The 21,390-nt window shown below is 72.3% G+C and carries 20 protein-coding genes; 8 read left to right on the top strand and 12 right to left on the bottom strand.

Annotated elements, in window-relative coordinates; all coding sequences use genetic code 11:
• Positions 1 to 88 precede the first annotated feature (88 nt).
• Together ACFYZJ_RS12240 and ACFYZJ_RS12235 are read left to right on the top strand one after the other, a co-directional pair.
• Complete coding sequence (locus tag ACFYZJ_RS12240; protein ID WP_388566054.1) at positions 89 to 283, top strand: hypothetical protein; 195 nt, start codon at positions 89 to 91, stop codon at positions 281 to 283.
• A gap of 145 nt (positions 284 to 428) precedes the next feature.
• Positions 429 to 1,967, top strand: coding sequence for a cytochrome bc complex cytochrome b subunit (locus ACFYZJ_RS12235; protein ID WP_388566052.1), 1,539 nt, complete (start codon positions 429 to 431; stop codon positions 1,965 to 1,967).
• Here the strand turns inward: ACFYZJ_RS12235 and ACFYZJ_RS12230 are convergent.
• A complete protein-coding gene (locus ACFYZJ_RS12230) occupies positions 1,897 to 2,286 on the bottom strand; it encodes a cytochrome c oxidase subunit 4 (RefSeq protein ID WP_388566051.1) in 390 nt (129 codons plus the stop codon). The genes ACFYZJ_RS12235 and ACFYZJ_RS12230 overlap by 71 nt on opposite strands.
• A complete protein-coding gene (gene ctaD / locus ACFYZJ_RS12225; RefSeq protein WP_388566049.1) occupies positions 2,283 to 3,956 on the bottom strand; it encodes a cytochrome c oxidase subunit I in 1,674 nt (557 codons plus the stop codon). The genes ACFYZJ_RS12230 and ctaD overlap by 4 nt, the downstream gene beginning before the upstream one ends.
• 242 nt (positions 3,957 to 4,198) lie before the next feature.
• On the opposite strand from ctaD, the gene ACFYZJ_RS12220 reads away from it, so the two are divergent.
• Positions 4,199 to 4,546, top strand: a complete 348-nt coding sequence (locus ACFYZJ_RS12220; RefSeq protein ID WP_388566047.1) for a DUF6479 family protein — start codon at positions 4,199 to 4,201, stop codon at positions 4,544 to 4,546.
• A 176-nt stretch (positions 4,547 to 4,722) separates the two neighbouring features.
• On the top strand, positions 4,723 to 5,142 hold the full coding sequence (locus ACFYZJ_RS12215) for a CBS domain-containing protein (protein WP_388566044.1): 420 nt from the start codon (positions 4,723 to 4,725) through the stop codon (positions 5,140 to 5,142).
• A gap of 89 nt (positions 5,143 to 5,231) precedes the next feature.
• Here ACFYZJ_RS12215 and ACFYZJ_RS12210 read toward each other — a convergent pair whose 3' ends face one another.
• Positions 5,232 to 5,636, bottom strand: a complete 405-nt coding sequence (locus tag ACFYZJ_RS12210) for a DUF5997 family protein (protein ID WP_388566042.1) — start codon at positions 5,634 to 5,636, stop codon at positions 5,232 to 5,234.
• Between the two features lie 58 nt (positions 5,637 to 5,694).
• Here ACFYZJ_RS12210 and ACFYZJ_RS12205 point away from each other — a divergent pair, with 58 nt between their 5' ends.
• Complete coding sequence (locus ACFYZJ_RS12205; protein ID WP_388566041.1) at positions 5,695 to 6,465, top strand: LysR family substrate-binding domain-containing protein; 771 nt, start codon at positions 5,695 to 5,697, stop codon at positions 6,463 to 6,465.
• Between the two features lie 16 nt (positions 6,466 to 6,481).
• On the opposite strand, the gene ACFYZJ_RS12200 is transcribed toward ACFYZJ_RS12205, so the two are convergent.
• Both ACFYZJ_RS12200 and ACFYZJ_RS12195 read right to left on the bottom strand, forming a co-directional pair.
• On the bottom strand, positions 6,482 to 9,631 hold the full coding sequence (locus ACFYZJ_RS12200) for a carboxyl transferase domain-containing protein (RefSeq protein WP_388566039.1): 3,150 nt from the start codon (positions 9,629 to 9,631) through the stop codon (positions 6,482 to 6,484).
• Between the two features lie 76 nt (positions 9,632 to 9,707).
• Entirely contained in the window at positions 9,708 to 10,184 is a 477-nt protein-coding gene (locus ACFYZJ_RS12195; RefSeq protein WP_388566037.1) for an Lrp/AsnC family transcriptional regulator, read from the bottom strand.
• A 256-nt stretch (positions 10,185 to 10,440) separates the two neighbouring features.
• Here ACFYZJ_RS12195 and ACFYZJ_RS12190 point away from each other — a divergent pair, with 256 nt between their 5' ends.
• Positions 10,441 to 11,928, top strand: coding sequence for an FUSC family protein (locus ACFYZJ_RS12190; protein WP_388566653.1), 1,488 nt, complete (start codon positions 10,441 to 10,443; stop codon positions 11,926 to 11,928).
• Between the two features lie 109 nt (positions 11,929 to 12,037).
• On the opposite strand, the gene ACFYZJ_RS12185 is transcribed toward ACFYZJ_RS12190, so the two are convergent.
• The 4 genes from ACFYZJ_RS12185 to ACFYZJ_RS12170 all read right to left on the bottom strand — a co-directional run bounded on the left by ACFYZJ_RS12185 (position 12,038) and on the right by ACFYZJ_RS12170 (position 16,092).
• Positions 12,038 to 12,961 carry a sirohydrochlorin chelatase gene (locus ACFYZJ_RS12185; RefSeq protein WP_388566035.1) on the bottom strand — a complete coding sequence of 308 codons (924 nt, stop codon included), beginning with the start codon at positions 12,959 to 12,961 and terminating at the stop codon, positions 12,038 to 12,040.
• A 168-nt stretch (positions 12,962 to 13,129) separates the two neighbouring features.
• On the bottom strand, positions 13,130 to 14,110 hold the full coding sequence (locus ACFYZJ_RS12180) for an N-acetylglucosamine kinase (RefSeq protein WP_388566032.1): 981 nt from the start codon (positions 14,108 to 14,110) through the stop codon (positions 13,130 to 13,132).
• A 47-nt stretch (positions 14,111 to 14,157) separates the two neighbouring features.
• Positions 14,158 to 14,835 (bottom strand): uracil-DNA glycosylase, encoded by a 678-nt coding sequence (locus tag ACFYZJ_RS12175; RefSeq protein WP_388566029.1) that lies wholly within the window; start codon positions 14,833 to 14,835, stop codon positions 14,158 to 14,160.
• A gap of 114 nt (positions 14,836 to 14,949) precedes the next feature.
• The gene (locus ACFYZJ_RS12170) at positions 14,950 to 16,092 is read right to left on the bottom strand and encodes a WD40/YVTN/BNR-like repeat-containing protein (RefSeq protein ID WP_388566026.1); all 1,143 of its coding nucleotides are present in this window, start codon (positions 16,090 to 16,092) and stop codon (positions 14,950 to 14,952) included.
• 233 nt (positions 16,093 to 16,325) lie between these two features.
• On the opposite strand from ACFYZJ_RS12170, the gene ACFYZJ_RS12165 reads away from it, so the two are divergent.
• Positions 16,326 to 16,898, top strand: a complete 573-nt coding sequence (locus ACFYZJ_RS12165; RefSeq protein ID WP_388566650.1) for a hypothetical protein — start codon at positions 16,326 to 16,328, stop codon at positions 16,896 to 16,898.
• Between the two features lie 129 nt (positions 16,899 to 17,027).
• Here ACFYZJ_RS12165 and ACFYZJ_RS12160 read toward each other — a convergent pair whose 3' ends face one another.
• Positions 17,028 to 18,107 carry an NADH:flavin oxidoreductase/NADH oxidase gene (locus ACFYZJ_RS12160; protein WP_388566023.1) on the bottom strand — a complete coding sequence of 360 codons (1,080 nt, stop codon included), beginning with the start codon at positions 18,105 to 18,107 and terminating at the stop codon, positions 17,028 to 17,030.
• Positions 18,108 to 18,255: 148 nt separating this feature from the next.
• Here ACFYZJ_RS12160 and ACFYZJ_RS12155 point away from each other — a divergent pair, with 148 nt between their 5' ends.
• Positions 18,256 to 18,615: an ArsR/SmtB family transcription factor gene (locus tag ACFYZJ_RS12155; RefSeq protein WP_388566020.1), complete on the top strand. Its 360-nt coding sequence runs from the start codon at positions 18,256 to 18,258 to the stop codon at positions 18,613 to 18,615.
• Here ACFYZJ_RS12155 and ACFYZJ_RS12150 read toward each other — a convergent pair.
• Both ACFYZJ_RS12150 and ACFYZJ_RS12145 read right to left on the bottom strand, forming a co-directional pair.
• Complete coding sequence (locus tag ACFYZJ_RS12150; RefSeq protein ID WP_388566018.1) at positions 18,535 to 19,914, bottom strand: nucleobase:cation symporter-2 family protein; 1,380 nt, start codon at positions 19,912 to 19,914, stop codon at positions 18,535 to 18,537. The genes ACFYZJ_RS12155 and ACFYZJ_RS12150 overlap by 81 nt on opposite strands.
• A gap of 37 nt (positions 19,915 to 19,951) precedes the next feature.
• Positions 19,952 to 21,304: an FAD-dependent oxidoreductase gene (locus ACFYZJ_RS12145; RefSeq protein ID WP_388566015.1), complete on the bottom strand. Its 1,353-nt coding sequence runs from the start codon at positions 21,302 to 21,304 to the stop codon at positions 19,952 to 19,954.
• Positions 21,305 to 21,390 lie beyond the last annotated feature (86 nt).

Genomic DNA, 21,390 nt, shown 5'->3' with positions numbered 1-21,390 from the left:
CCTCGCCAAGGCCAGGGCCACCACAGGTCAGGGCCAGGAAAAGGTCAGCGGCACCACAAGGACAGGCGCACATCGGGAAGGAGTCGTCATGACCGAGCACCGAGATGACGAAGAGTTCTACCAGCGTGACCGTCCGCCCAACCCGACCCTGGAGGAGGACCGGCCCCGCGGAGGGAAGCCGAAGCAGAAGGCACCGGCGAAGTACCGCGGGTCCTGGAGCGTGGTGGCGATCATCGTCGTGATCGTCCTGCTGATCGTCCTCGGCATCGCGCTCTTCCCCTGAGGACGGGCCGCATGAAGCCAGAGGGGGCCGTCGGTGGTCCGAGGGCCACACAGGGCATGGAACGGTCGGTGAGAGGCGGAAGAAGGAGGCGTTCCGTGGACCGGGACCGGTGCGAGAGGTCTGCCGACCAGGCGGGGGAGGCACGGTGAGGGCGGAGCCCCGGCCACCGGACCCGTCCGCGGAATCCCGGGCCCGCCGCCCCGGGGAGCGGTTCGCCGACGCGGCGGACGGGCGGCTGCCCGTGCTGGACGGCGGCGGGCAACTGCTGCGCAAGGCCTTCCCCGAGCACTGGTCGTTCCTGCTCGGCGAGATCGCGCTCTACAGCCTGGTCGTGCTGATCGTGACCGGCGTGTGGCTGACGCTCTTCTTCAAGCCTGTGATGCACGAGGTCGTCTACCAGGGGCCCTACGTGCCGCTGCGCGGGACGCTGGTGTCGGAGGCGTTCGACTCGACCCTGCACATCAGCTTCGAGGTGCGCGGTGGCCTCCTCGTCCGGCAGATGCACCACTGGGCGGCGTTGGTGTTCGTCTCCGCGATCGGGCTGCACCTGCTGCGGATCTTCTTCACCGGTGCGTTCCGCAGGCCGCGGGAGATCAACTGGGTCATCGGTGTCACGCTGTTCCTGATCGCCCTGGCCGAGGGCTTCGCGGGCTACTCGCTCCCCGACGACCTGCTCTCCGGTACGGGGCTGCGCATCGCCCAGGGCATCATGCTGTCCCTGCCGGTCGTGGGGACCTACGTCAGCATGTTCGTGTTCGGGTCCCAGTACCCCGGCGAGGACATCGTGTCCCGCCTGTACCCCGTGCACGTCCTGCTGCTGCCCGGAGCCCTGCTCGCCCTGGTCACCGCGCATCTGATCCTGGTCTTCCACCTCAAGCACACCCAGTGGAGGGGCCCGCGCGCGACCAACCGGAACGTCATCGGCAAGCCGCTGTTCCCGCAGTTCGCCGCGTCCTCCATCGGCCTGTCCCTCATGGTCTCCGGCGTGCTCGCGCTGCTCGGCTCGGTCGCCCAGATCAACCCGGTGTGGACGTACGGCCCCTACCGGCCGGACCAGGCGTCGACCGGCTCGCAGCCCGACTGGTACGTCGGCTTCCTGGAGGGGGCGCTGCGGCTGATGCCGCGCTGGGAGACGACCGTCGCCGGCCACACGATCATGTGGAACGTGCTGCTGCCGGCGGTCGTCCTCCCCCTGCTGCTGTTCGCCGTCCTGTACGCCTACCCGTTCGTCGAACAGCGGCTGACGGGGGAGCGGCACCGGGAGCAGCACCTGTGCGACCGGCCGCGGGAACGCCCGGTGCGCACGGGGCTCGGCGTCGCCGGGATCACCTTCTACGGCGTCCTGCTGCTGGCCGGCGGCAACGACGTCGTGGCCGGCACCTTCCGGATCTCGCTGAACTCGCTGACCTGGATCCTGCGCATCGCCGTGGTGGTGGCGCCCGTGGCCGCCTTCCTGCTCACCCGCCGACTGTGCCACGCCCTGCTGGAGGCGGAGCAGAAGCGCCTGGCCGAGGGCGAGGAGACGGGGGAGGTGCGGCAGACCGTGGAGGGCGGCTACGCGAGCGGCCACGAGCCGGTGACCGGCTTCCGGCCGGGGGCGCCGAGGAAGCCGCTCAGCTCCCGCGAGCCGCGTACTGGAACACCATCCCCAGAACACCCCGAGCCAGCACCCCGAGGCCGATGAGGCACAGCCACAGCCCGAAGACCACACCGGTCGCGGCGAGGGCGAAACCGAGCGCCGTGACCACGGGCCACGGGCTGCGGGCCGGGAAGAACTCCAGCGGCCCGGCCGCGTCCATCACCTCGGCGTCCTTGCGGTCCTGGGGGCGGCGCCCCTTGCGCCGGTACTGGACGGCGCAGAAGAAGGCGACCAGGGCGGCCATCCCGAAGGCGATGACCAGACACGCCGTACCGGCCGGATCCCTCGACCAGGCGCCGTAGAGGACGGCGGAGCCCGCGAAGAACACGGCGACGCCGCCGAAGAGCACTGCCTCGGTCTTCATCGTGCTCCCTCCTCGAGGGACTGCCGCAGGGCCTCGGGATGGTGCAGTTCGAAGGCGGGCGAGTCGGACCGTACCCGGGGCAGGGCCACGAAGTTGTGGCGCGGCGGCGGGCACGACGTCGCCCACTCCAGCGAGCGGCCGTAACCCCAGGGGTCGTCCTCGGTGACGCGTTCCCCGCACCGCGAGGTGCGCCAGACGTTGTACAGGAACGGCAGCGTGGAGACGCCCAGCAGGAAGGCGCCCGCGGAGGAGAGTGTGTTGAGCAGGGTGAAGCCGTCGGCCGGCAGGTAGTCGGCGTAGCGGCGGGGCATGCCCTCCGTGCCCAGCCAGTGCTGTACCAGGAAGGTGAGCTGGAAGGCGGGGAACAGCAGCCAGAAGTGCAGTTTTCCGAGCCGCTCGTTCAGCATCTTCCCGGTGAACTTCGGCCACCAGAAGTAGAAGCCCGCGAACATCGCGAAGACGACGGTGCCGAAGAGCACGTAGTGCAGGTGCGCCACGACGAAGTACGAGTCGGTGACATGGAAGTCGATCGGCGGCGACGCGAGGAGCACGCCGCTCAGGCCGCCCAGCAGGAACGACACCAGAAAGCCCAGCGACCACAGCATCGGTGTCTCGAACGACAGCGACCCGCGGTGCATGGTGCCGATCCACGCGAAGAACTTGATCCCCGTCGGGACCGCGATCAGGAACGACATCAGGGAGAAGAACGGCAACAGCACGGCACCCGTGGTGAACATGTGGTGCGCCCACACCACAGCGGACAGCATGGTGATGGCGGTCGTCGCGCCGATCATCGGCAGATAGCCGAACAACGGCTTGCGCGAGAAGACCGGGAGGATTTCCGAGACCACTCCGAAGAACGGCAGTGCGACGATGTACACCTCGGGGTGCCCGAAGAACCAGAACAGGTGCTGCCACAGGATGGCGCCACCGTTCGATGCGTCGAAGACATGCGCCCCGAACTTCCGGTCGGCCTCCAGTGCCAGCAGCGCGGCCGTGAGCACGGGGAACGCCGGCAGCACCAGGATCGAGGTGAACAGGACGTTCCAGGTGAAGATCGGCATCCGGAACATCGTCATGCCGGGGGCCCGCAGGCACATGATCGTGGCGATGAAGTTGACCGCGCCCAGCGTCGTCGACACACCGGTCACCACCAGGCCCATCGTCCATAGGTCCCCGCCTGCGCCGGGCGTGCGGTACGCGCTGTTCAGCGGGGCGTAGGCGAACCAGCCGAACGAGGCGGCCCCGGAAGGCGTCAGGAACCCGGACACCACCATCAGGCCGCCGAACAGGTACATCCAGTACGACAGGGCGTTCAGGCGCGGGAACGCCACGTCCGGGGCACCGATCTGCAGCGGCATCACCGCGTTGGCGAACCCGGCGAACATGGGCGTCGCGAAGAGCAGCATCATCACCGTGCCGTGCACCGTGAACAACTGGTTGTAGAAGTCCTCGGACATGAACTGGATTCCCGGACGGGCCAGTTCGGCCCGCATCGCCATCGCCAGCAGGCCGGCGAAGACGAAGAAGCAGAACGCCGTGACCATGTACAGACGACCGACCACCTTGTGGTCGGTCGTCGTGATCCAGTTCAGCACCGCCCGGCCGAGAGGGGACGGGGTGGTGGCCTTCCGCCGGAGGTCCGCGGTGTATTCCGACAGTTCTGTCATCTTCCTCCTCCACGCGCCGCCGCCCGCGGCGTCACACCCGGCGCACGGGCCGGACGGCACGCGGGCGCATCGCGGGTGCCCCGGCTCGGCCGGTGAAAACCGGTCGGGAGGAAGAGGGTGCGGCCGTGCGGCCCCGCGCTGCGAGGCGGTCCGCCGCCCGGGCGCCGTCGAGGCACACGGGGCCGGAGGGTTCATTCCCGGCAGCGGGGTACCCGGAGGCAATGCTGACGATCTCTCTTCAAATGGCCGCTTCCGATGCCGCCTGGGGCGTGCTCGGCGCCTTCGTCGGCGGTCTCCTCATCGCGGGAGCCCTGGTGTGGGCCGTCCGCCTCGGCATCAGGGTGCGCCGCCGGGAACCGACGCCGCCCCGCCCCTCCGAGCAGCCGACCCGGCCGACCTCCGGACCCGTCATGGAGTCCCAGGAGGTCAGGGAGCCGAACGAGGTTCCGCGTGCGCAGGACGAGAGCGAGCGTCTCACCCCGCACGAGCTCCACGCCTCCGGCACCCGACGCAGCGGGGACCAGAAGCGCCCGCGCTGGAGCCCCGGCTCCAGCGGCTCCTTCGGCAGCGGGGGCTCCGGCGCCACCTGACGGGGACCCGTCCCGGCGGACCACCGCGGCGCGGGAGACCGCGCCGCCGCCGTGCAGGACCACGCCCATCGGGTACTCGGCGCCTGTGCGGCGGGGACCGGAACCGCCGCTCCGGGGGAGACCCGGGAGGACCAGAAGATCTGGAGCCTGGGAGACCTGTGGAGAAGGGACAAGTGATGGCCCAGCACGTACGCGACATCATGACCGCCGAGCCCGTCAAGGTCGAACCGCAGACCTCGCTGGCGACGGTGGCGCAGATCATGCGCGACCGGGACATCGGAGCCGTCCTCGTCACCGAGGAGGACCATCTGCGTGGACTGGTCACAGACCGCGACCTCGTGGTGCGCGCGCTCGCGGAGGGAGTCGACCCGCAGGAGACCACGGTGGCTCGCGCGTGCAGTGAGGACCTGGTCACCCTGAGCCCCGACGAGGACATCGACCGCGCGGTGCAGGTGATGCGCGAGCACCACATCCGCCGCGTCCCCGTCGTCGAGGGCGGAGAACCGGTGGGGATCATCTCCCTCGGCGACCTGGCCGTGGAGCGCCAGCCGGAGTCGGCGCTCGGTGACATCAGCGCGGCGGAGCCCAACGTCTAGAACACCTGGGGCACCGCGAGCGGGAAAATCCGGGGCCGGGCATCAGCCCGGCCCCGCTGTCGTGTGCACGGCGCGGTGCCCGGCGGACGTCAGGGACGCGGACGACCGGCCTGCTCGGCGCGCTCGGCGTCCCGCTTCTTGATGCGCGCGGCTTCCTTGCGGACCTCGGCCTGGGTGGCGCGCTCCTTCTCCAGCCACTCGGGACGGTCCTTCTTCAGCGCCTCGATCTGCTGCGTGGTGAGCGCTTCGGTGACTCCGCCGCGTGCGAGGCCGGCGATGGAGACGCCCAGCTTCGCCGCGACCACCGGACGCGGGTGCGGGCCGTCGCGTCGCAGCTCCCGCAGCCACTCGGGCGGGTTGGCCTGGAGCTCGTTCAGCTCGGCCCGGGAGATGACACCCTCCTGGAACTCGGCGGGGGTGGCGGGGAGGTACACACCCAGCTTCTTCGCCGCGGTGGCGGGCTTCATCGTCTGGGTGGTCTGCTGCGACTTCATGCTGTCCAGACTATCGGCCGGATACGGGCCCTTTGACCACGCCCGGTAACCTGGCGGGGTGACAGGCACGGATGCATCCCCCTCCTTCCGGCTCGCGTACGTCCCCGGGGTGACGCCCGCCAAATGGGTGCGGATCTGGAACGAGCGCCTGCCCGACGTACCCCTCACCCTGCTGCAGGTGCCGGCGGCCGAAGCGCCGAAGGTGCTGCGCGGCGGCGAGGCGGACGCGGGGCTCGTACGGCTGCCCGTCGACCGTACGGTCTTCAGCGCGATCCCCCTCTACACCGAGACCACCGTGGTCGTCGTCCCCAAGGACCACGTGATGACGGCCGTGGACGAGGTGTCCTGCGACGACCTCGCCGACGAGGTCGTCTTCCACCCCCTCGACGACGTCCTGGGCTGGGAGCGACCGCCGGGCGAGCCCGCCTTCGAGCGCCCTGCCACCACCGAGGACGCCATCGAACTCGTGGCGGCGGGCGTGGGCCTGCTCGTCGTCCCCCAGTCGCTGGCGCGGCTGCACCACCGGCGCGACCTCACCTACCGCCCGGTCGTGGACGCGCCCCAGTCGAGTGTCGCTCTGTCCTGGCCCGAGGACGCGACGACCGACCTGGTGGAGGACTTCATCGGGATCGTGCGCGGCCGGACGGTCAACAGCACCCGGGGACGCAGCCCCGCACAACAGGCTCCCGCCGAAGCGAAACGTCAGCGCACCGACGCGGCGGGGACCCGGCGCAAGCCCGCGCCGGGCAAGTCGGCCGACCGCAGTCCCCGTAGTGGGTCCGGCGGTCCCAGGGCCGCACGGCGCGGCAAGCCCCGTCGGCGGTCGTAGCGCAGCCGTCCGGCGCTCACCAGGTGTCGACGAAGCCCCGCCCGCGCGTCCGGCGGGGCCCCTCCCAGCCGTCCAGCGCGGCCAGCACCCAGCTTCGCGACTCCGCCGGATCGATCACCGCGTCGATGTCCAGGGCCGCCGCCGCATTGACCGCCTTTCCCTGCTCGTACAGTTCGGCGACCCGTTCCTCGAACGCGCGGGCCCGCTCCTCGGGGTCCGCGATCGCCGCCAGCTCCCGGCGGTAGCCGAGGCGGACCGCGCCCTCCAGGCCCATGCCACCGAACTCTCCCGTGGGCCAGGCGGCGCAGGCGAGCGGCGCGCGCGTGGAGCCGCCCATCATCGCCATCGCGCCCAGCCCGTATGCCTTCCTGAGCACCAGGCTCACGAGCGGCACCCGCAGGTTCGCGCCCGTCACGAACATGCGGGCGAAGTGCCGTACGGTCGCCGTCCGTTCGGCCTCCGGACCCACCATGAAACCCGGCGTGTCGCACAGCGAGAGGACGGGCAGGCCGAAGGCGTCGCACAGCTGGAGGAAGCGGGCCGTCTTGTCCGCGGCGTCCCGGTCGAGGGCGCCGCCCAGGTGCGCCGGATTGTTCGCGATCAGACCCATCGGGCGGCCCTCGATCCGCACCAGGGACGTCACCACGCCCACGCCGAAGGCCCGCCGCAGCTCCAGTACCGACCCGGTGTCGGCCAGCGCCTCGATCACCGTGCGCACGTCGTATGCCCGCCTGCGGTTCTCCGGAACGGCGTGCCGCAGCAGCCGCTGGTCGGGAGCCTCCCAGCCGGTCCGCCGGCCCTGGAAGTAGGACAGGTGGCGGCGCGCCACCTCCACCGCCTCGGCCTCGTCGGCGGCCACCACGTCCACCACTCCGTTGGGTTCCTGGACCGACAGCGGCCCCACCTCCTCGGGCCGGTACACGCCGAGTCCGCCGCCCTCGATCATCGCCGGACCGCCCATGCCGATCGTGGCGTCCGGCGTGGCGATCACCACGTCGCAGCAGCCGAGGAGGGCCGCGTTGCCCGCGAAACAGCGCCCCGAGGCGATGCCGACCAGCGGGACGAGACCGCTGAGCCGGCCCATCTGGTGGAACGTGGTCAGCTCCAGGCCCGAGACCGATGTGCCGTCCGTGTCACCGGGGCGGCCCCCGCCGCCTTCCGCGAACAGCACCACCGGCAGCCGCCGCTCCTCGGCGATCTGCAGCATCCGGTCGGTCTTGCGGTGGTTCTGCAGTCCCTGTGTGCCCGCAAGGACGGTGTAGTCGTACGACATGACGACGCACGGCTCGCCGTTGACCCGCCCGATGCCGGTGACCATGCCGTCCGCCGGAGTCGCCCGGATCAGGTCCTCCAGCGAGCGCCGGCGCCGCTGCGCCGCGATCGCCAGCGCGCCGAACTCGGTGAACGACCCCCCGTCGCACAGGTCCTCGATGTTCTCGCGCGCTGTACGGCGGCCGGTGGCGTGCCGCCTGGCGACGGCCTCCGGGCGGTGCTCGTCCAGGCCGAACGCGTGCCGCCGGATCACCTCCGCAAGGTCGGGCCGCACGGCGTCCGGGTCCACCGCCGGGACTCCGCCGTCCTCGTGCGGATCGTCGGCTGCGACGTCCAGCTCCACCAGGGCGCGTCCCTCGGCCACCGTGTCGCCCACGCGCGCGTGCACCCTGCGGACGACCCCGGAGCCCGGTGCGCGGACGACGTGCTCCATCTTCATCGCCTCCAGCACCAGCAGCTGCTGCCCGGAGCGCACGGCGTCACCCGGCGCGACCTCGACCGAGAGCACCGTGCCGCTCAGCGGCGACCCCACCGTGCCGTCGGCCCACCCGGGCGCCACGCTCGCTTCCTCGGGCAGCAGTTCTCGCAGGTGCTGCTCGACGAAGCCCGTGTGCGCCCAGAACCCCGGGTGCGCCAGCACCGACCGCAGCAGCGGGACGGAGGTGCGCACCCCCTCGATCGCGAACTCGCCGAGCGCGCGGCGGGCCCGGGCGCAGGCGGCCTGCCAGCCGCCGTGCCGGGCGTGTGCCACCACCTTGGCGAGCAGCGCGTCGTAGCGCACGCCGACCTCTACGCCCGCGCGGACCGCCGTGTCGACCCTGATCCCCGGGCCTGTCGGCACGTCGAAGCGCGTCAGCCGCCCGGACGACGGCCGTACCGTGCCGTCCGCCTCCGTCACCTCGGCGTTGACCCGGACCTGCACGGCGAATCCGCGCGGTGGATCGGGCGGTCCCGCCAGCCCCAGCGCCGCCAGCGACTCGCCCGCCGCCAGGCGCAGTTGTGCGGTCACCAGATCGACGCCCGTCACCTCCTCGGTGACCGTGTGCTCCACCTGGAGCCGGGGATTGGCCTCGATGAAGTGGAACTCCTCGCCCCGCACCAGGAACTCGAACGTGCCGAGCCCGGTGTAGTGCGCGGCGCGCGCCAGCCGCAGAGCGGCCGACACCACCGCGGCCCGTACACGGTGCGGCAGTTCGGGCGCGGGTGCGATCTCGATGAGCTTCTGGTGCCGGCGTTGGGCGCTGCAGTCCCGCTCCCACAGGTGCGTGACGGAGCCGTGCGCGTCGCCCAGGACCTGCACCTCGATGTGCCGGGCGCCCTCCAGCAGCCGCTCGGCGTACACCGTGTCGCACCCGAAGCTCTGCCGGGCCTCGGACCGGCAGCGCTCCCACGCCCCGGCCAGCTCATCGGCCGTCCGCACCACCCGCATACCGCGCCCGCCGCCCCCGCCGACCGCCTTGATCATCAGCGGGCCGTCGCGGAGGAACTCCCGGGCCTCCTCCGGGGTCGTTCCGCCCCCGGGCAGGACGGGCACACCCAGTTGCGAGGCGAAGGCACGTGCGCGTGCCTTGTCGCCGAAGAGGGCGAGGGCGTCGGGGGAGGGCCCGACGAACGTGACCTGCTCGGCGGCGCAGCGGCGGGCGAACTCCGCGTCCTCGCTGAGGAATCCGTAGCCCGGGTGCAGCAAGGCGCAGCCGGTCGAACGTGCGGCCGTGAGCAGCGCCTCCGCGTCCCGGTAGTCCGGGACCGGCACGGTCTCGTCGGCGTGCCGGATGTGCGCGTCGTCGCCGTCCGCGTACACCGCGACCGTCCGCAGGCCCACTTCGGCGGCGGCGCGCAGCACCCGGACGGCGATCTCCCCACGGTTGGCGACGAGTACGGCCTCGGAACCCATGAACCCCTCCCCGGTCGCAAGAAGGCTACGAGGACGCCGTGCCCGGCAGCCAGTCACGAAGTGCGCCGGCTTCGAGTCAGGTCGTCGCCGCGCGACCGATCGACTCCACCAACGGCAGCAGCCGGTGCGGTACGCGTTCGCGCAGTGCGACCTCCGTGCGGGTGCGGACCACCCCGGGCAGGCTGATGAGCTTTTGGATGACGTCCTCCAGGTGTGCGTTGTCGCGGGCGACGACCCGGGTCAGCAGGTCGCCGCCACCGGTGATGGAGAAGGCCTCCACGATCTCCGGCACACCCGCGAGCGCGTCGCCCACGTCGTCCAGATGCCCCTGCGTGACCTCGATGTGCACGAACGCCAGCACGGGGTGCCCGAGCGCGGCGGGGGACAGGGACGGCCCCGAGCCGGTGATCACCCCGTCGCGCTCCAGACGGTCGAGGCGGGCCTGCACGGTGCCCCGGGCGATGCCGAGGATGCGCGCGTACTCACGCACGCTGGTGCGCGGCTGTTCGATCAGCAGCCGCAGGATGCGGGTGTCGAGTCCGTCCACGGCCATGGTCCGTTGGTCTCCCGATGGTACGAGTGGATCTTCTTCGACTGTACCAATGGCCCAGTGAACAGCGCGCCAGTTGAGCCACTGCCTTCCTGATGCTTTCCTTATGGGCATCAGTGGCGCCGCGCAGCGCAGGACCGGTGAGGAAGCCGGAATCCGTGCCCGCGGCGCCATTCCCATGTCCTGGCGGCGCGATGGCATGAGAAGTGGGGGCGGACGGACGACGGTGACGAACCCGGCGCTGAAGAAGCTGAAGAAGATGTTCACTGCTCCGGATCCGGGGCTGTTCCGGCTGCGCGTCTCGCTGCGCGCGGTGCTCGGTATCGGCCTCGCCGTGACCTTGTGCGCGGCAGTCGGGCTGCCGCTGTCGGCCTCGGTCACCGGCGGGCTCGCCGCGCTGCTCGCACTGTTCACGGTCGCCGATCCGACCGTGCGCGGTCAGGCGGTCACCACCGCGCTGCTGCCCGCCGTCGGACTTCCGGTGCTCACGGCCGCGACCGCCCTGCACGCGGTGCCGGCGGTGCGGGACGCGGTCTGGCTCGCGGTGGTCTTCGCCGGTGTGTATGCCCGCCGCTGGGGGCCACGCGGGAACGCACTGGGCATCTTCGCCTTCATGACCTTCTTCGTCGCGCAGTTCCTGCACGCAGCCCCGGGCGAGCTGCCGGAGCTGTACACGGCCGTGGCGCTCGCGCTCGCCGCCGCCTCGGCGGTGCGGTTCGGGGTGTGGTGCGTCGAACGCCGTACGCCGCTGCCCGCCGCGCCCGCGCCGCTCGACGGCCGCGGCCTCGCCCGGCCCGTCACCCGCCAGGCCTTCCAGGCGACCGCCGCCTGTGCCTTCGCCGTCGCCGCGGGCCAGGTGCTGTCCCACGAGCGCTGGTACTGGGCCGTCGGCACCGCCTGGTGGATCTTCGTGAACACCGCCTCGCGCGGGGAGACGCTCGTGCGCGGCTTCCGGCGGGTCGTCGGCACGGGCACCGGCATCGTCGCCGGGCTGCTGGTCGCGGTGCCGCTGCACGGTGCCCCGGCGCCCACCGCCGGGCTCGTCGCCGTCTGCGTGTTCGGCATCTTCTACACGGCGGCGCCGTCCTACAGCTGGATGATGTTCTTCGTCACCGTGATGGCGGGCCTTCTCTACGGTCTCCTGGGCGTGCTGCACCCGGATCTGCTCGCTCTGCGCCTCGCGGAGACGGGCGTCGGGGCCCTGGGCGCGGCCCTCGCCGTCGCGCTCGTCCTCCCGATCACCACGCACACGGTCACCGACCAGTGGGTGCGCCGGGCCGTGCACGCGGTGCACGGCTGCACCGCGGCGGCGGCACGGCGACTCGCAGGCGACCCCGAGGCGGATCCCGCGTCGCGCGCGGCGGAGCTGGAAGCGCTGCTGGGGCGTGTGCGACAGGCGCTCGCGCCGTTGGTACATCCGCTGAACCCGCTGCGTGCACGCAAGGCCCGGGCCCGCCAGGTGCTGGCACTGCTCGACGAGTGCGCCCGTCGAACGCGCGGCCTCGCCGCTGTCGCCGCCGACCCGGAGGCCTCGCACGACGCCCGCCTCACGGACGCGTGCCGACGCGTCGAGACCGCGGTGGAGGCACTGCTCGGAGCGGTCCCCGAACCCGCGCTGACCTCTCCCGCGGGCGCCCCGGGCCACCACCCCGGCGCCGAGCAGGCCCTCAGTCACCTCCACGGCCTGGAACGGGCCCTGATCGCCCTGGCCGTACCGCTGCACGGCTCGTCCCCGGTCCGGGTCTGACGCCTGCCCGGCCCGGCAACGCGGTGCGGCGGCCGACTTCCCCGTGACACGGCGGAGGGCCCGCTCCCTGGGCGGAGCGGGCCCTTCGCCGTACGGGTGTCCGGCTGGGTCAGCGGACCGGCGCCCCCTGCGGCTGCTGCGGGGCGATGCCCAGCGCCGTCGTGTACTTGCCGAGCGCGAGCTTGCCGATCGCCGGGTAGGGGCCGAGCGCCTCGGCGGCGGGGCAGCCCGCTTCCTCGGCGGCCGCCTCCAGCAGCCCCGGCTCGAGCTCCGGGCCGATCAGGTACGGCGCGAGCGCCAGCTGCTGCGAGCCCGAGGAGCGCAGCTGCTCGGCGACCGACGCGATCGAGCCCTCCTGGTCCAGCGCCGCCGCCATCACCGGGACGGCGAGCCGCGCGGCCAGCAGCATGCCGGTGATCCCGGCCGCCTGCACGGCCTCGTCGCCGCCGACGGAGGCGAGGATGATGCCGTCCGCGGCCGTCGCGACCGTGAACAGACGGGCGCGGTCGGCACGGGCCAGACCGGCCTCGGACAGGCGCACGTGCAGCGCCTCGGCGAGCAGCGGGTGGGGGCCGAGGGCGTCGGTCAGGTCGGCCGCGACCCGGCTGTCCATGACGGCCTGGCGGACCCGGCGCAGCAGCGCGCTGTCGGGACCGGCCAGCAGCGGCACCACCACGGCCACGGGGCCGTCGGGCTCCTTGACCTCCAGGCCGGCGGCGACCGCCTGCTCGTAGCGTGCGGTGCGCTCCTCGGCGGTGTGCGTGAGCACGGACTTCAGCGTGGGGAACTCCGAGTCGTCCCCGTCCAGGTAGCCGATGCGCGCGTCCAGGCCGGGCAGCTCGGAACGCGCGATGCTCACGACCTCCTCGGCGAGGCTGCGCGTGGCGGCGCTGGGCGTGCCCGGCACCGCGAGGACGAGCGCGGGCGCGCCCTCGGGAGCCACCAGGGGTTCCGGGCGGCGGTGCCGCCCGGGCTGGCGGGGTCGCGGCATTCGTACAGGCAGGCCGGATGCGGGCCCAGTCGGGGAACTCATGGCGCCGCATGCTACTGGCTTTGTGGGCTCCCCTGTTCGGGGAGGGTGCAAGTGAGCGGTATCCGTCCGGTTTTGTCTGATGAGTTACGTGCGGATGAGAAGTGATCGATACGGTGTGACTTTTCCGCCGCGTATGAGGACGTAACTCCCCTGTGCCCGCAAGGGGGATCAGTCGCTCTTTTCGGTCACGACATGCAACAGGTGTTCGTCCTGAGGGAGTGTGAGCGAATCGTTCGCGAGTGCGAGCGCGATGCGGACGGCGCCGTGCAGAGGGTCGCCCTCCGCGGGGACCAGGCGTGCGTGCGGCACCTGGCGCGCCAACTCCCGCCGCAGCGGCACCAGAAGGGGCTCGCCCACCCGAAACAGGCCTCCGGTGAGGGCGACAGGAGGCTCGCCCGCGGTGGGACACACGGCGGCCGCGGACTCGGCCATGTGCCGGGCGGCGGCCCTCAGGATGCCGGCGGCGACCGGGTCGTCCACGGCGCAGGCGGCCACTTCGGGAGCGAACGAGGCCAGCACCGCGGCCCGGTCGGTGCGCGGGTACACCTTGCCGGGCAGTCCGGTGACCGGGCCGAACATCGCTTCGGCTCGCGCCAGCAGACGCCCCGAACCGCCGGGCCGCCCGTCGTGCGCGCGCAGCGCCGCCTCCAGCCCCGCCCGCCCGATCCACGCGCCGCCGCCGCAGTCGCCCAGCAGATGACCCCAGCCGTCCGCCCGGCGCCAGTTCGTCAGATCCATGCCGAGCGCGATCAGGCCGGTGCCGGCCGCCACCACTGCGCCCGGGCGTGCGTCGAGCGCGCCCGCGTAGGCGGTGACGGCGTCCGCGACCAGCGCCACCCTGCGTACAGCGAGCTCACGGGCCAGCGCGCCGGGAAGCCGGGTGCGCAGGTCGTCGCCCAGGGTGGCCAGACCTGCCGTCCCGATCACCACGGCCCGCAGGTCGGCACCGCCGGCATCGGCCCGCAACAGCCGTGCCATCGGCAGGAGTTGTTCCAGCAGATGCCCGGCGTCGATGCCCCGGGCACCGGTGCGCACCGGCTCACAGGACGTGAGCGGGGCCGTCGCCGCCGAGGCCGGGCCGCCCCGCGGCGCGAGGGCGACCCGCAGGCCGGAGCCCCCGCAGTCCACGGCGAGCACGGCCTCCGGCACCGCGCCGGGGAGGTTCCCCGACGGAACAGGCCCCGGCCCGGAGGGCGTCACGGCAGGCGCCAGTCCACCGGCTGCCCGCCCTGCCGGATCAGCAGGTCGTTGGCCCGGCTGAACGGCCGTGAGCCGAAGAAGCCCCGGTCCGCCGACATCGGGGACGGGTGCGCCGACTCGATCGCCGGGAGATCGCCCAGCAGCGGCCGCAGATTGCGCGCGTCGCGGCCCCACAGGATGGACACCAGCGGCTTGCCGCGCCCGGCCAGTGCCCGGATCGCCTGCTCGGTGACCTCTTCCCAGCCCTTGCCGCGGTGGGCCGCGGGACGGCGCGGGGCCGTGGTGAGTGCCCTGTTGAGCAACAGCACGCCCTGCCTGGTCCACGGGGTGAGGTCGCCGTTGGACGGCTGGGGCAGGCCCAGGTCGCCGTTCAGCTCCCGGAAGATGTTGATCAGACTTCCCGGCAGCGGCCGCACGTCCGGAGCTACCGAGAACGACAACCCGACCGCGTGACCCGGTGTGGGATACGGATCCTGGCCGACGATCAGGACGCGGACCTCGTCGAAGGGCTGCTGGAAGGCCCGCAGGACGTTCGGTCCCGCCGGGAGGTAGGTGCGCCCCGCGGCGATCTCCGCGCGCAGGAAGTCCCCCATCGCGGCGATCCGCTCGGCCACCGGTTCCAGGGCCTTCGCCCAGCCTGCTTCGACGATTTCATGCAACGGTCGTGGTGCCACGGGCGTCACCCTACTGCCGCGCCCGCACCGGCGATCAACCGGTGACCCATCGGTGACCGCAAATGATCGCGCTGTGGACGAACAGGGTGCCGGACTCGGCGGATTGATGTCGGATCAGGCGATCACCGCCGCCCTTACGCACAGCACGTCCGGCAGATGCGAGGCGAGTAGCTGCCAGCTGTCACCGTCGTCCGCCGACGCGTACACCTCGCCGTTGCGGTTGCCGAAGTACACGCCCGCCGGGTCCGCGTCGTCCGTGCACAGGGCGTCCCGCAGGACCGTGCCGTAGTGGTCCTCGGCGGGCAGTCCCGCGGTGAGCGGCTCCCAGGTCTTGCCCGCGTCCGCCGTCCGGAACACGCGACATCGGTGGCCTGCCGGGACCCGGTCCGCGTCCGCGTTGATCGGGAAGACGTACGCCGTGTCCCCGCGGTGCGGATGGGCGGCCACGGAGAAGCCGAACGTCGACGGCAGGCCCTCGCCGATGTCCGTCCAGTGGGCGCCCGCGTCGTCGCTTCTGTACACCCCCCAGTGGTTCTGGAGATACAGCCGGTCCAGAGCCGCCGCGTCCTGTGCGATCTTGTGGACGCACTGGCCGAACTCCGGGTTCGGATCGGGCAGGAACACAGCTGAGACACCGGAGTTGGACGGCTCCCAGCTCGCGCCGCCGTCCCGGGTGCGGAAGACACCGGCCGTCGACACGGCGACCGTCACGGCCTTCGGGTCCCGCCTGTCGGTGACGACGGTGTGCAGGCCCTCGCCACCGCCGCCGGGCACCCACTTGTCGCGCGTCGGGTGCTCCCACAGGGGGCGCACCAGCTCGAAGCTCTCGCCGCGGTCCTCCGAGCGGTACAGCGCGGCCGGCTCCGTGCCCGCGTACACCACGTCGGGCTCGGCGGCGGCCGGGTGCAGCTGCCAGACGCGCTCCAGTGAAGCACCGGTGTCCTTGGGGAACTTGACGGCGGGCCGTGCCGGCTCGGTCCAGGTGCGGCCGAGGTCGTCGGAGTGGAAGACGGACGGCCCCCAGTGCGAGCTGTCGCCTCCGGCCAGCAGGCGTGGGGTGTCGCCGCGGGTGTCGATGGCCACCGAGTACACGGCCTGTGCGTTGAAGTACGGGCTGTCATCGAACTCCCAGGCGCCGCCTCGTCGCCGCGCGATGAACAGTCCCTTGCGTGTGCCCACGGTGAGCAGTACGTCGGCCATGCCGACCACCTCCGAAACGCCGTTGTCCCAGACATGGGCCAGTCTGCACCCCGGCACTGACAGTCACCCCCGTGGACAAAGTCACCGCAGGTCAGAGCCGTGTTTTCGGAGGGCGGGGCGGGAACCCGCCGGGCTGGAGGCGAGCCTTGGGGGCCTCGCCCGGGGGCGGTGGACCCGCGAGCCGCCTCACCGCGGGTGAGCAGCGGCGGTCCCGCTCGCGTATGGGAGGGCGGTCGGGGGGTGTCCGTGCATGGGTGAGGAGGATGCCATCGATGGGGTGGCTGTCGTCGATGACGTTCCGCGGTCGCAGGGTGTGGCTGTGGCGGTGGCGGCGCAATCCGCTGCGGCGCCGCAGCGATGCGCTGGAGGCCTGGGTGGTGCTGGCGGTCTGGGCCGTGACCGTGGTGGGCGGCGTTCTGACGGGAGTGGCGGCGACGCACTCGGTGGAGCGCGGGCTGGCCGAGGAACGGGCCCAGTGGCATCCGGTCGTGGCCCTGCTCACCCAGGACGCCCCGAAGCGGAGTGCCGGCGCCGGGGCGGAGCGGGTGTGGGCGAAGGTGCGCTGGACGGACAGGCACGGTTCGTCGCACGCCGGGCAAGCGCGGGTGGCCGCCGGCAGCCTCACGGGCTCGGCCGTCACCGTGTGGACGGACCGTGAGGGCTCCCTGGTGACACAGCCCGCCACCGAGTCCCAGGCGCAGGTCCGTGCGGCCATGGTGGGTGTGCTGGTGGGGGCCGGGGCTGCGGCGGTCCCGTTCGTGGGCGGACGCATCCTGCGCGAACGCCTGGAACGTCGGCGCATGGCGCAGTGGGACGAGGCCTGGGCCCGGTTCGGGCCGCTGTGGGGCCGGATGACGGGCTGACCGTCAGTCCGTCGTCCGACCGTCCGGCCGCCCACGAGCCGTCCGTCGTCGATGTGCCGATGCCCGCGGAAGCACCGCGGGCATGTTCCCGGTGCGCTCAAAGGGCCGCGAAGGCGGGCGAGGGCCGGATCAGACGGCCCGGTGGTACTGGTCCGGGATCCGCACCTCGCCGCCCAGTTCGCGGGCCGCGAGGCGGGCGAAGGACGGGTTGCGGAGCAGTTCGCGGCCCAGCAGCACCGCGTCCGCCTCGCCGTTGACCAGGATCTTCTCGGCCTGCTCGGGCTCGGTGATGAGCCCCACCGCAGCCACCGGAAGGGAGGTCTCCGCCTTCACCCGGGCGGCGAAGGGCACCTGGTAGCCGGGGCCGGTCGGGATGCGGACGCCCGCCGCGTTGCCGCCGGTCGAGACATCGAGGAGGTCGACGCCGTGTGCCTTGAGGTCGGCGGCGAAACGGACCGTGTCGTCGGCCGTCCAGCCGGCCTCGTCCAGCCAGTCGGTGGCCGAGATGCGGAAGAACAGCGGCTTGTCGTCCGGCCACACCTGCCGCACCGCGTCGACGACCTCGAGCGCGAAGCGGGTGCGGTTCTCGTAGGAGCCGCCGTAGGCGTCCGTGCGGTGGTTGGAGTGGGGGGAGAGGAACTCGTTGACGAGGTAGCCGTGCGCGCCGTGGATCTCCACGACCTCGAAACCGGCGGCCAGGGCGCGGCGGGCCGCGTCCGCGAACCGCTCCACGATCTCCTGGATCCCGGCCACGGTCAGCTCGGTCGGCACGGGATGGCGTGCGTCGAACGGGATGGCACTCGGCGCGAGCGGCTGCCAGCCGTACGCGTCGGGGCCCACCGGCGCGCCGCCCTTCCAGGGCTGGTCGGTCGACGCCTTACGGCCGGCGTGCGCGAGCTGGACCGCCGGAACGGTGCCCTGTTCCTTGAGGAAGCGCGTGATCCGCTGGAACGCCTCCACCTGCGTGTCGTTCCACAGGCCCAGGTCGTAGGGGGAGATGCGGCCCTCGGGCGAGACGGCGGTCGCCTCGACGACGATCAGTCCCGTGCCGCCGGCCGCGCGCGCCGCGTAGTGGGCGAAGTGCCAGTCGGTGGGTGCACTCGTGGCGGGCCCCTCGGGCGCGGCCGAGTACTGGCACATCGGAGGCATCCAGATGCGGTTCGCGATCGTCACATCGCGCAGGGTGAAGGGGTCGAAGAGCGCGCTCACGGCGGACTCCATTCGGTGCGGGGCCGACAACGACTCTCGTACGATAGCCATCGTAGTACGGCGAATGTCAAACTACGATGACCCTCGTACAATGGGAGGCAGCCCCCGGACGCCCCGCCGGACGGACCCCGGACGAACTGGAGCCGTTGTGACCCCCGCCGCCCCCGCACTCGGCAGTCGCGACCTTCCGCACCCGAAGCGTGCGGAGATCCGTCTGGAGGCCGTGCTGCACGCGTTGTCCGACCCCATGCGGCTGCGGATCGTGCGGGAGCTCGCCGCCGGCAGCGGCGAGCTCTCCTGTTCGCACTTCGACCTGCCCGTCACCAAGTCCACCACCACGCACCACTTCCGGGTGCTCCGCGAGAGCGGGGTGATCCGGCAGGTCTACCGGGGCACGGCCAAGATGAACGGCCTGCGCCGGGACGACCTAGACGATCTCTTCCCGGGCCTCCTCGACACCCTGCTCGCCGCCGCCGCGCGTCAGGCCGTCCGCCTCCGGGACGGCTGAGCCGGCCTTCGAGGGCAGGTGGTTAAAGAGCAGGTTCAAGACGATCGCGGTCAGGCAGCCCGCGCTGATCCCGCTGGTCATCACCGTCTGGAACCAGTCCGGGAACTTCTGGTAGACCGTCGGCACCCCGACCGGCAGCATGCCGACCGCCACCGAGACGGCCACCACCGTCAGGTTGTGGTTGCCCCGGAAGTCCACGCCGGCCAGCGTGCGCAGTCCGCTCGCGGCGACCGTCCCGAACATCACCAGACCCGCCCCGCCGAGCACCGGCGCCGGAACGGCCGCGACCACCGCGCCCAGCTTGGGCAGCAGACCCAGCAGTACGAGCATGCCGCCGGAGGCCGCCACGACCCAGCGGCTGCGCACCCGGGTCATGCCGACCAGGCCGACGTTCTGGGCGTACGCCGTGTACGGGAAGGTGTTGAACACCCCGCCGAGGATCGTGGAGAGCCCGTCGGCCCGCAGACCGTCCGCGAGGGAGCGCGGCTCGGCCCTGCGGCCGGTCATCTCACCGACCGCGATCAGGTCACCGGTGGTCTCGGTCATCGTCACCAGTGCGACCACCAGCATCGACGCGATCGCCGAGGCGTGGAAGACGGGCGTACCGAAGTGGAACGGCGTGCTGATCCCGACCCAGTCGGCATCCCCCACTCCGCCGAAGTCCGTGAAGCCGAACGGCACCGCGACCGCCAGCCCCACCGCGATGCCGATCAGCACCGCGATGCGGCTCAGGAACGCGGGCGCGAAGCGCTGGACCGCGAGTACGACCAGCAGGACGAAGGCGGCGAGGGCCAGGTTCCTGGGCTCCCCGAAGTCCTTCGAACCCTGGCCGCCGGCGGCCCAGTTGCCGGCCACCGGCAGCAGCGACAGGCCGATGATCAGAATGACCGTACCGGTGACGAGGGGTGGGAAGAAGCGCAGGAGCCTGCCGAAGACGGGCGCCAGCAGCACGATCGCGAGGCCCGCGACGATCACCGAGCCGTAGATGGCGCGGAGGCCGCCACCCGTCGTCCCGATGAGCACCATGGGGGACACGGCGGCGAAGGTGCAGCCCTGCATGATCGGCAGGCGTACGCCGAAGCGCCAGAAGCCGACGCACTGGATCAGGGTCGCGACACCGCACACCAGCAGGTCGGCGGTGATGAGGTAGGCCAGGTCGGCGGCCGGCAGTTTCATGGCGCCGCCCACGATGAGCGGTACCGCCACGGCGCCGGCGTACATGGCGAGGACGTGTTGGAGGGCGTAGGCGGCGAGTTGGCGTATCGGGGGGACTTCGTCCACAGGGTGCACGGTGGGCATGGGGGAAAACGTAGGCTCCTTGAACAGTTTGTTGATTTCAGGGGTGTTGCGGGATTGTGTCGTGCGCGGCGGCCATCAGTGACTGCCAGTCCGGGAGTTTCACCACACCCCGGCCCAGTGACGCCCCGAGGGTCGCCTCCGCCCGTTCGATCGCCAGCCATCCGGGCCACTCGACCGGCTGCACCCCGTCCGCCCGCAGGGCCGCGAGCGCGTCGTCCGCGACCTGACGGGCAGCGAGGCCGGGCGCGTCCTGGAGCAAGGAGGCCACCGTCTCCTTCGCGCAGGGACGGTTCGTGCCGATGACCCCCGTCGGCCCCCTCTTGATCCACCCCGCCACGTACTCGCCGGGGGAGACCTGCCCGTCGCGCAGCACCCGCCCCGCCCGGTGCGGCACGGTGCCGGTCTCCGTGTCGAACGGCAGCCCCTCCAACGGCACTCCGCGGTAGCCCACCGAACGCAACACCAGCTGGGCCTCGATGTCCTCGTACCGGCCGCTGCCCGTGACTCCGCCCCGTCCGTCGGGCAGCGTCCGCTCGAACCGCACCGCGCCCACCCGGCCCCCGTCGGCGAGCAGTTCCACCGGCCGCAGGAAGAACCGCAGCCGGATCCGCCGTGCCGCACCGCTCGGCGGTGCCGCGGCCCAGCCACGCAGCACCTCGACGTTGCGGCGCTGGGTGGCCGGCAGCCCGGACGGATCGGTGTACGCCGGGTCGAGCGCCAGTTCCCCCTCGTCCAGGATCACGTCGGTGTCCGGCAGGGTGCCCAGCTCGCGCAGCTCCTTGGTGGTGAAGCGGGCCTGGGAGGGGCCGCGCCGCCCCACCATGTGGATCTCCGTGACCTTGCCGGCGGCCAGCGCGGTGAGCGCCGCCTGCGGCATGTCGGTGGGGCTCAGCTCCGCCACCTCGCGGGCCAGGATCCGGGTCACGTCCACCGCGACGTTCCCGACGCCGATCACCACGGCCGCCCGGGCGTCGTGCAGGAATCCCTCCTCCACGGAGTCCGGGTGCGCGCTGTACCAGGACACGAACTCGGTGGCCGACCAGCTGCCGGGCAGGTCCTCGCCCTGAATGCCGAGGTGCCGGTCGGTCGCGGCGCCCACGCAGTAGACCACCGCGTGGTACAGCTCGCGCAGCCGGGCGGGCGGCACCCCTCCCGCGCCCACCTGGACGCCGCCCAGGAAGCGGATCCGCTCGTGCTCCAGGACCGTGCGCAGATTGTTCTGCAGGGACTTGATCTTCTCGTGGTCGGGCGCCACGCCGTACCGCACCAGCCCGTACGGGCACGGCAGGCGGTCGAGTACGTCGACGCGTACCCCTGGATCCTGCAGGACCAGGCCCTGGGCGGTGTAGACCCCGCTCGGACCCGAGCCGACGACGGCGACATGCAGCACGGCGGAACTCCTTCGCGCAGGAGATCGCTGGTGGCTCCAGCATTGCACCGCGCACGGCAGGAGGGGAGGGGGCGTGCCGCTGGGCC

Origin of the sequence: Streptomyces sp. NPDC001848, assembly GCF_042891915.1 — a bacterium.
Taxonomy (GTDB): domain Bacteria; phylum Actinomycetota; class Actinomycetes; order Streptomycetales; family Streptomycetaceae; genus Streptomyces.
This window is presented reverse-complemented; position numbering and strand designations above follow the sequence as displayed.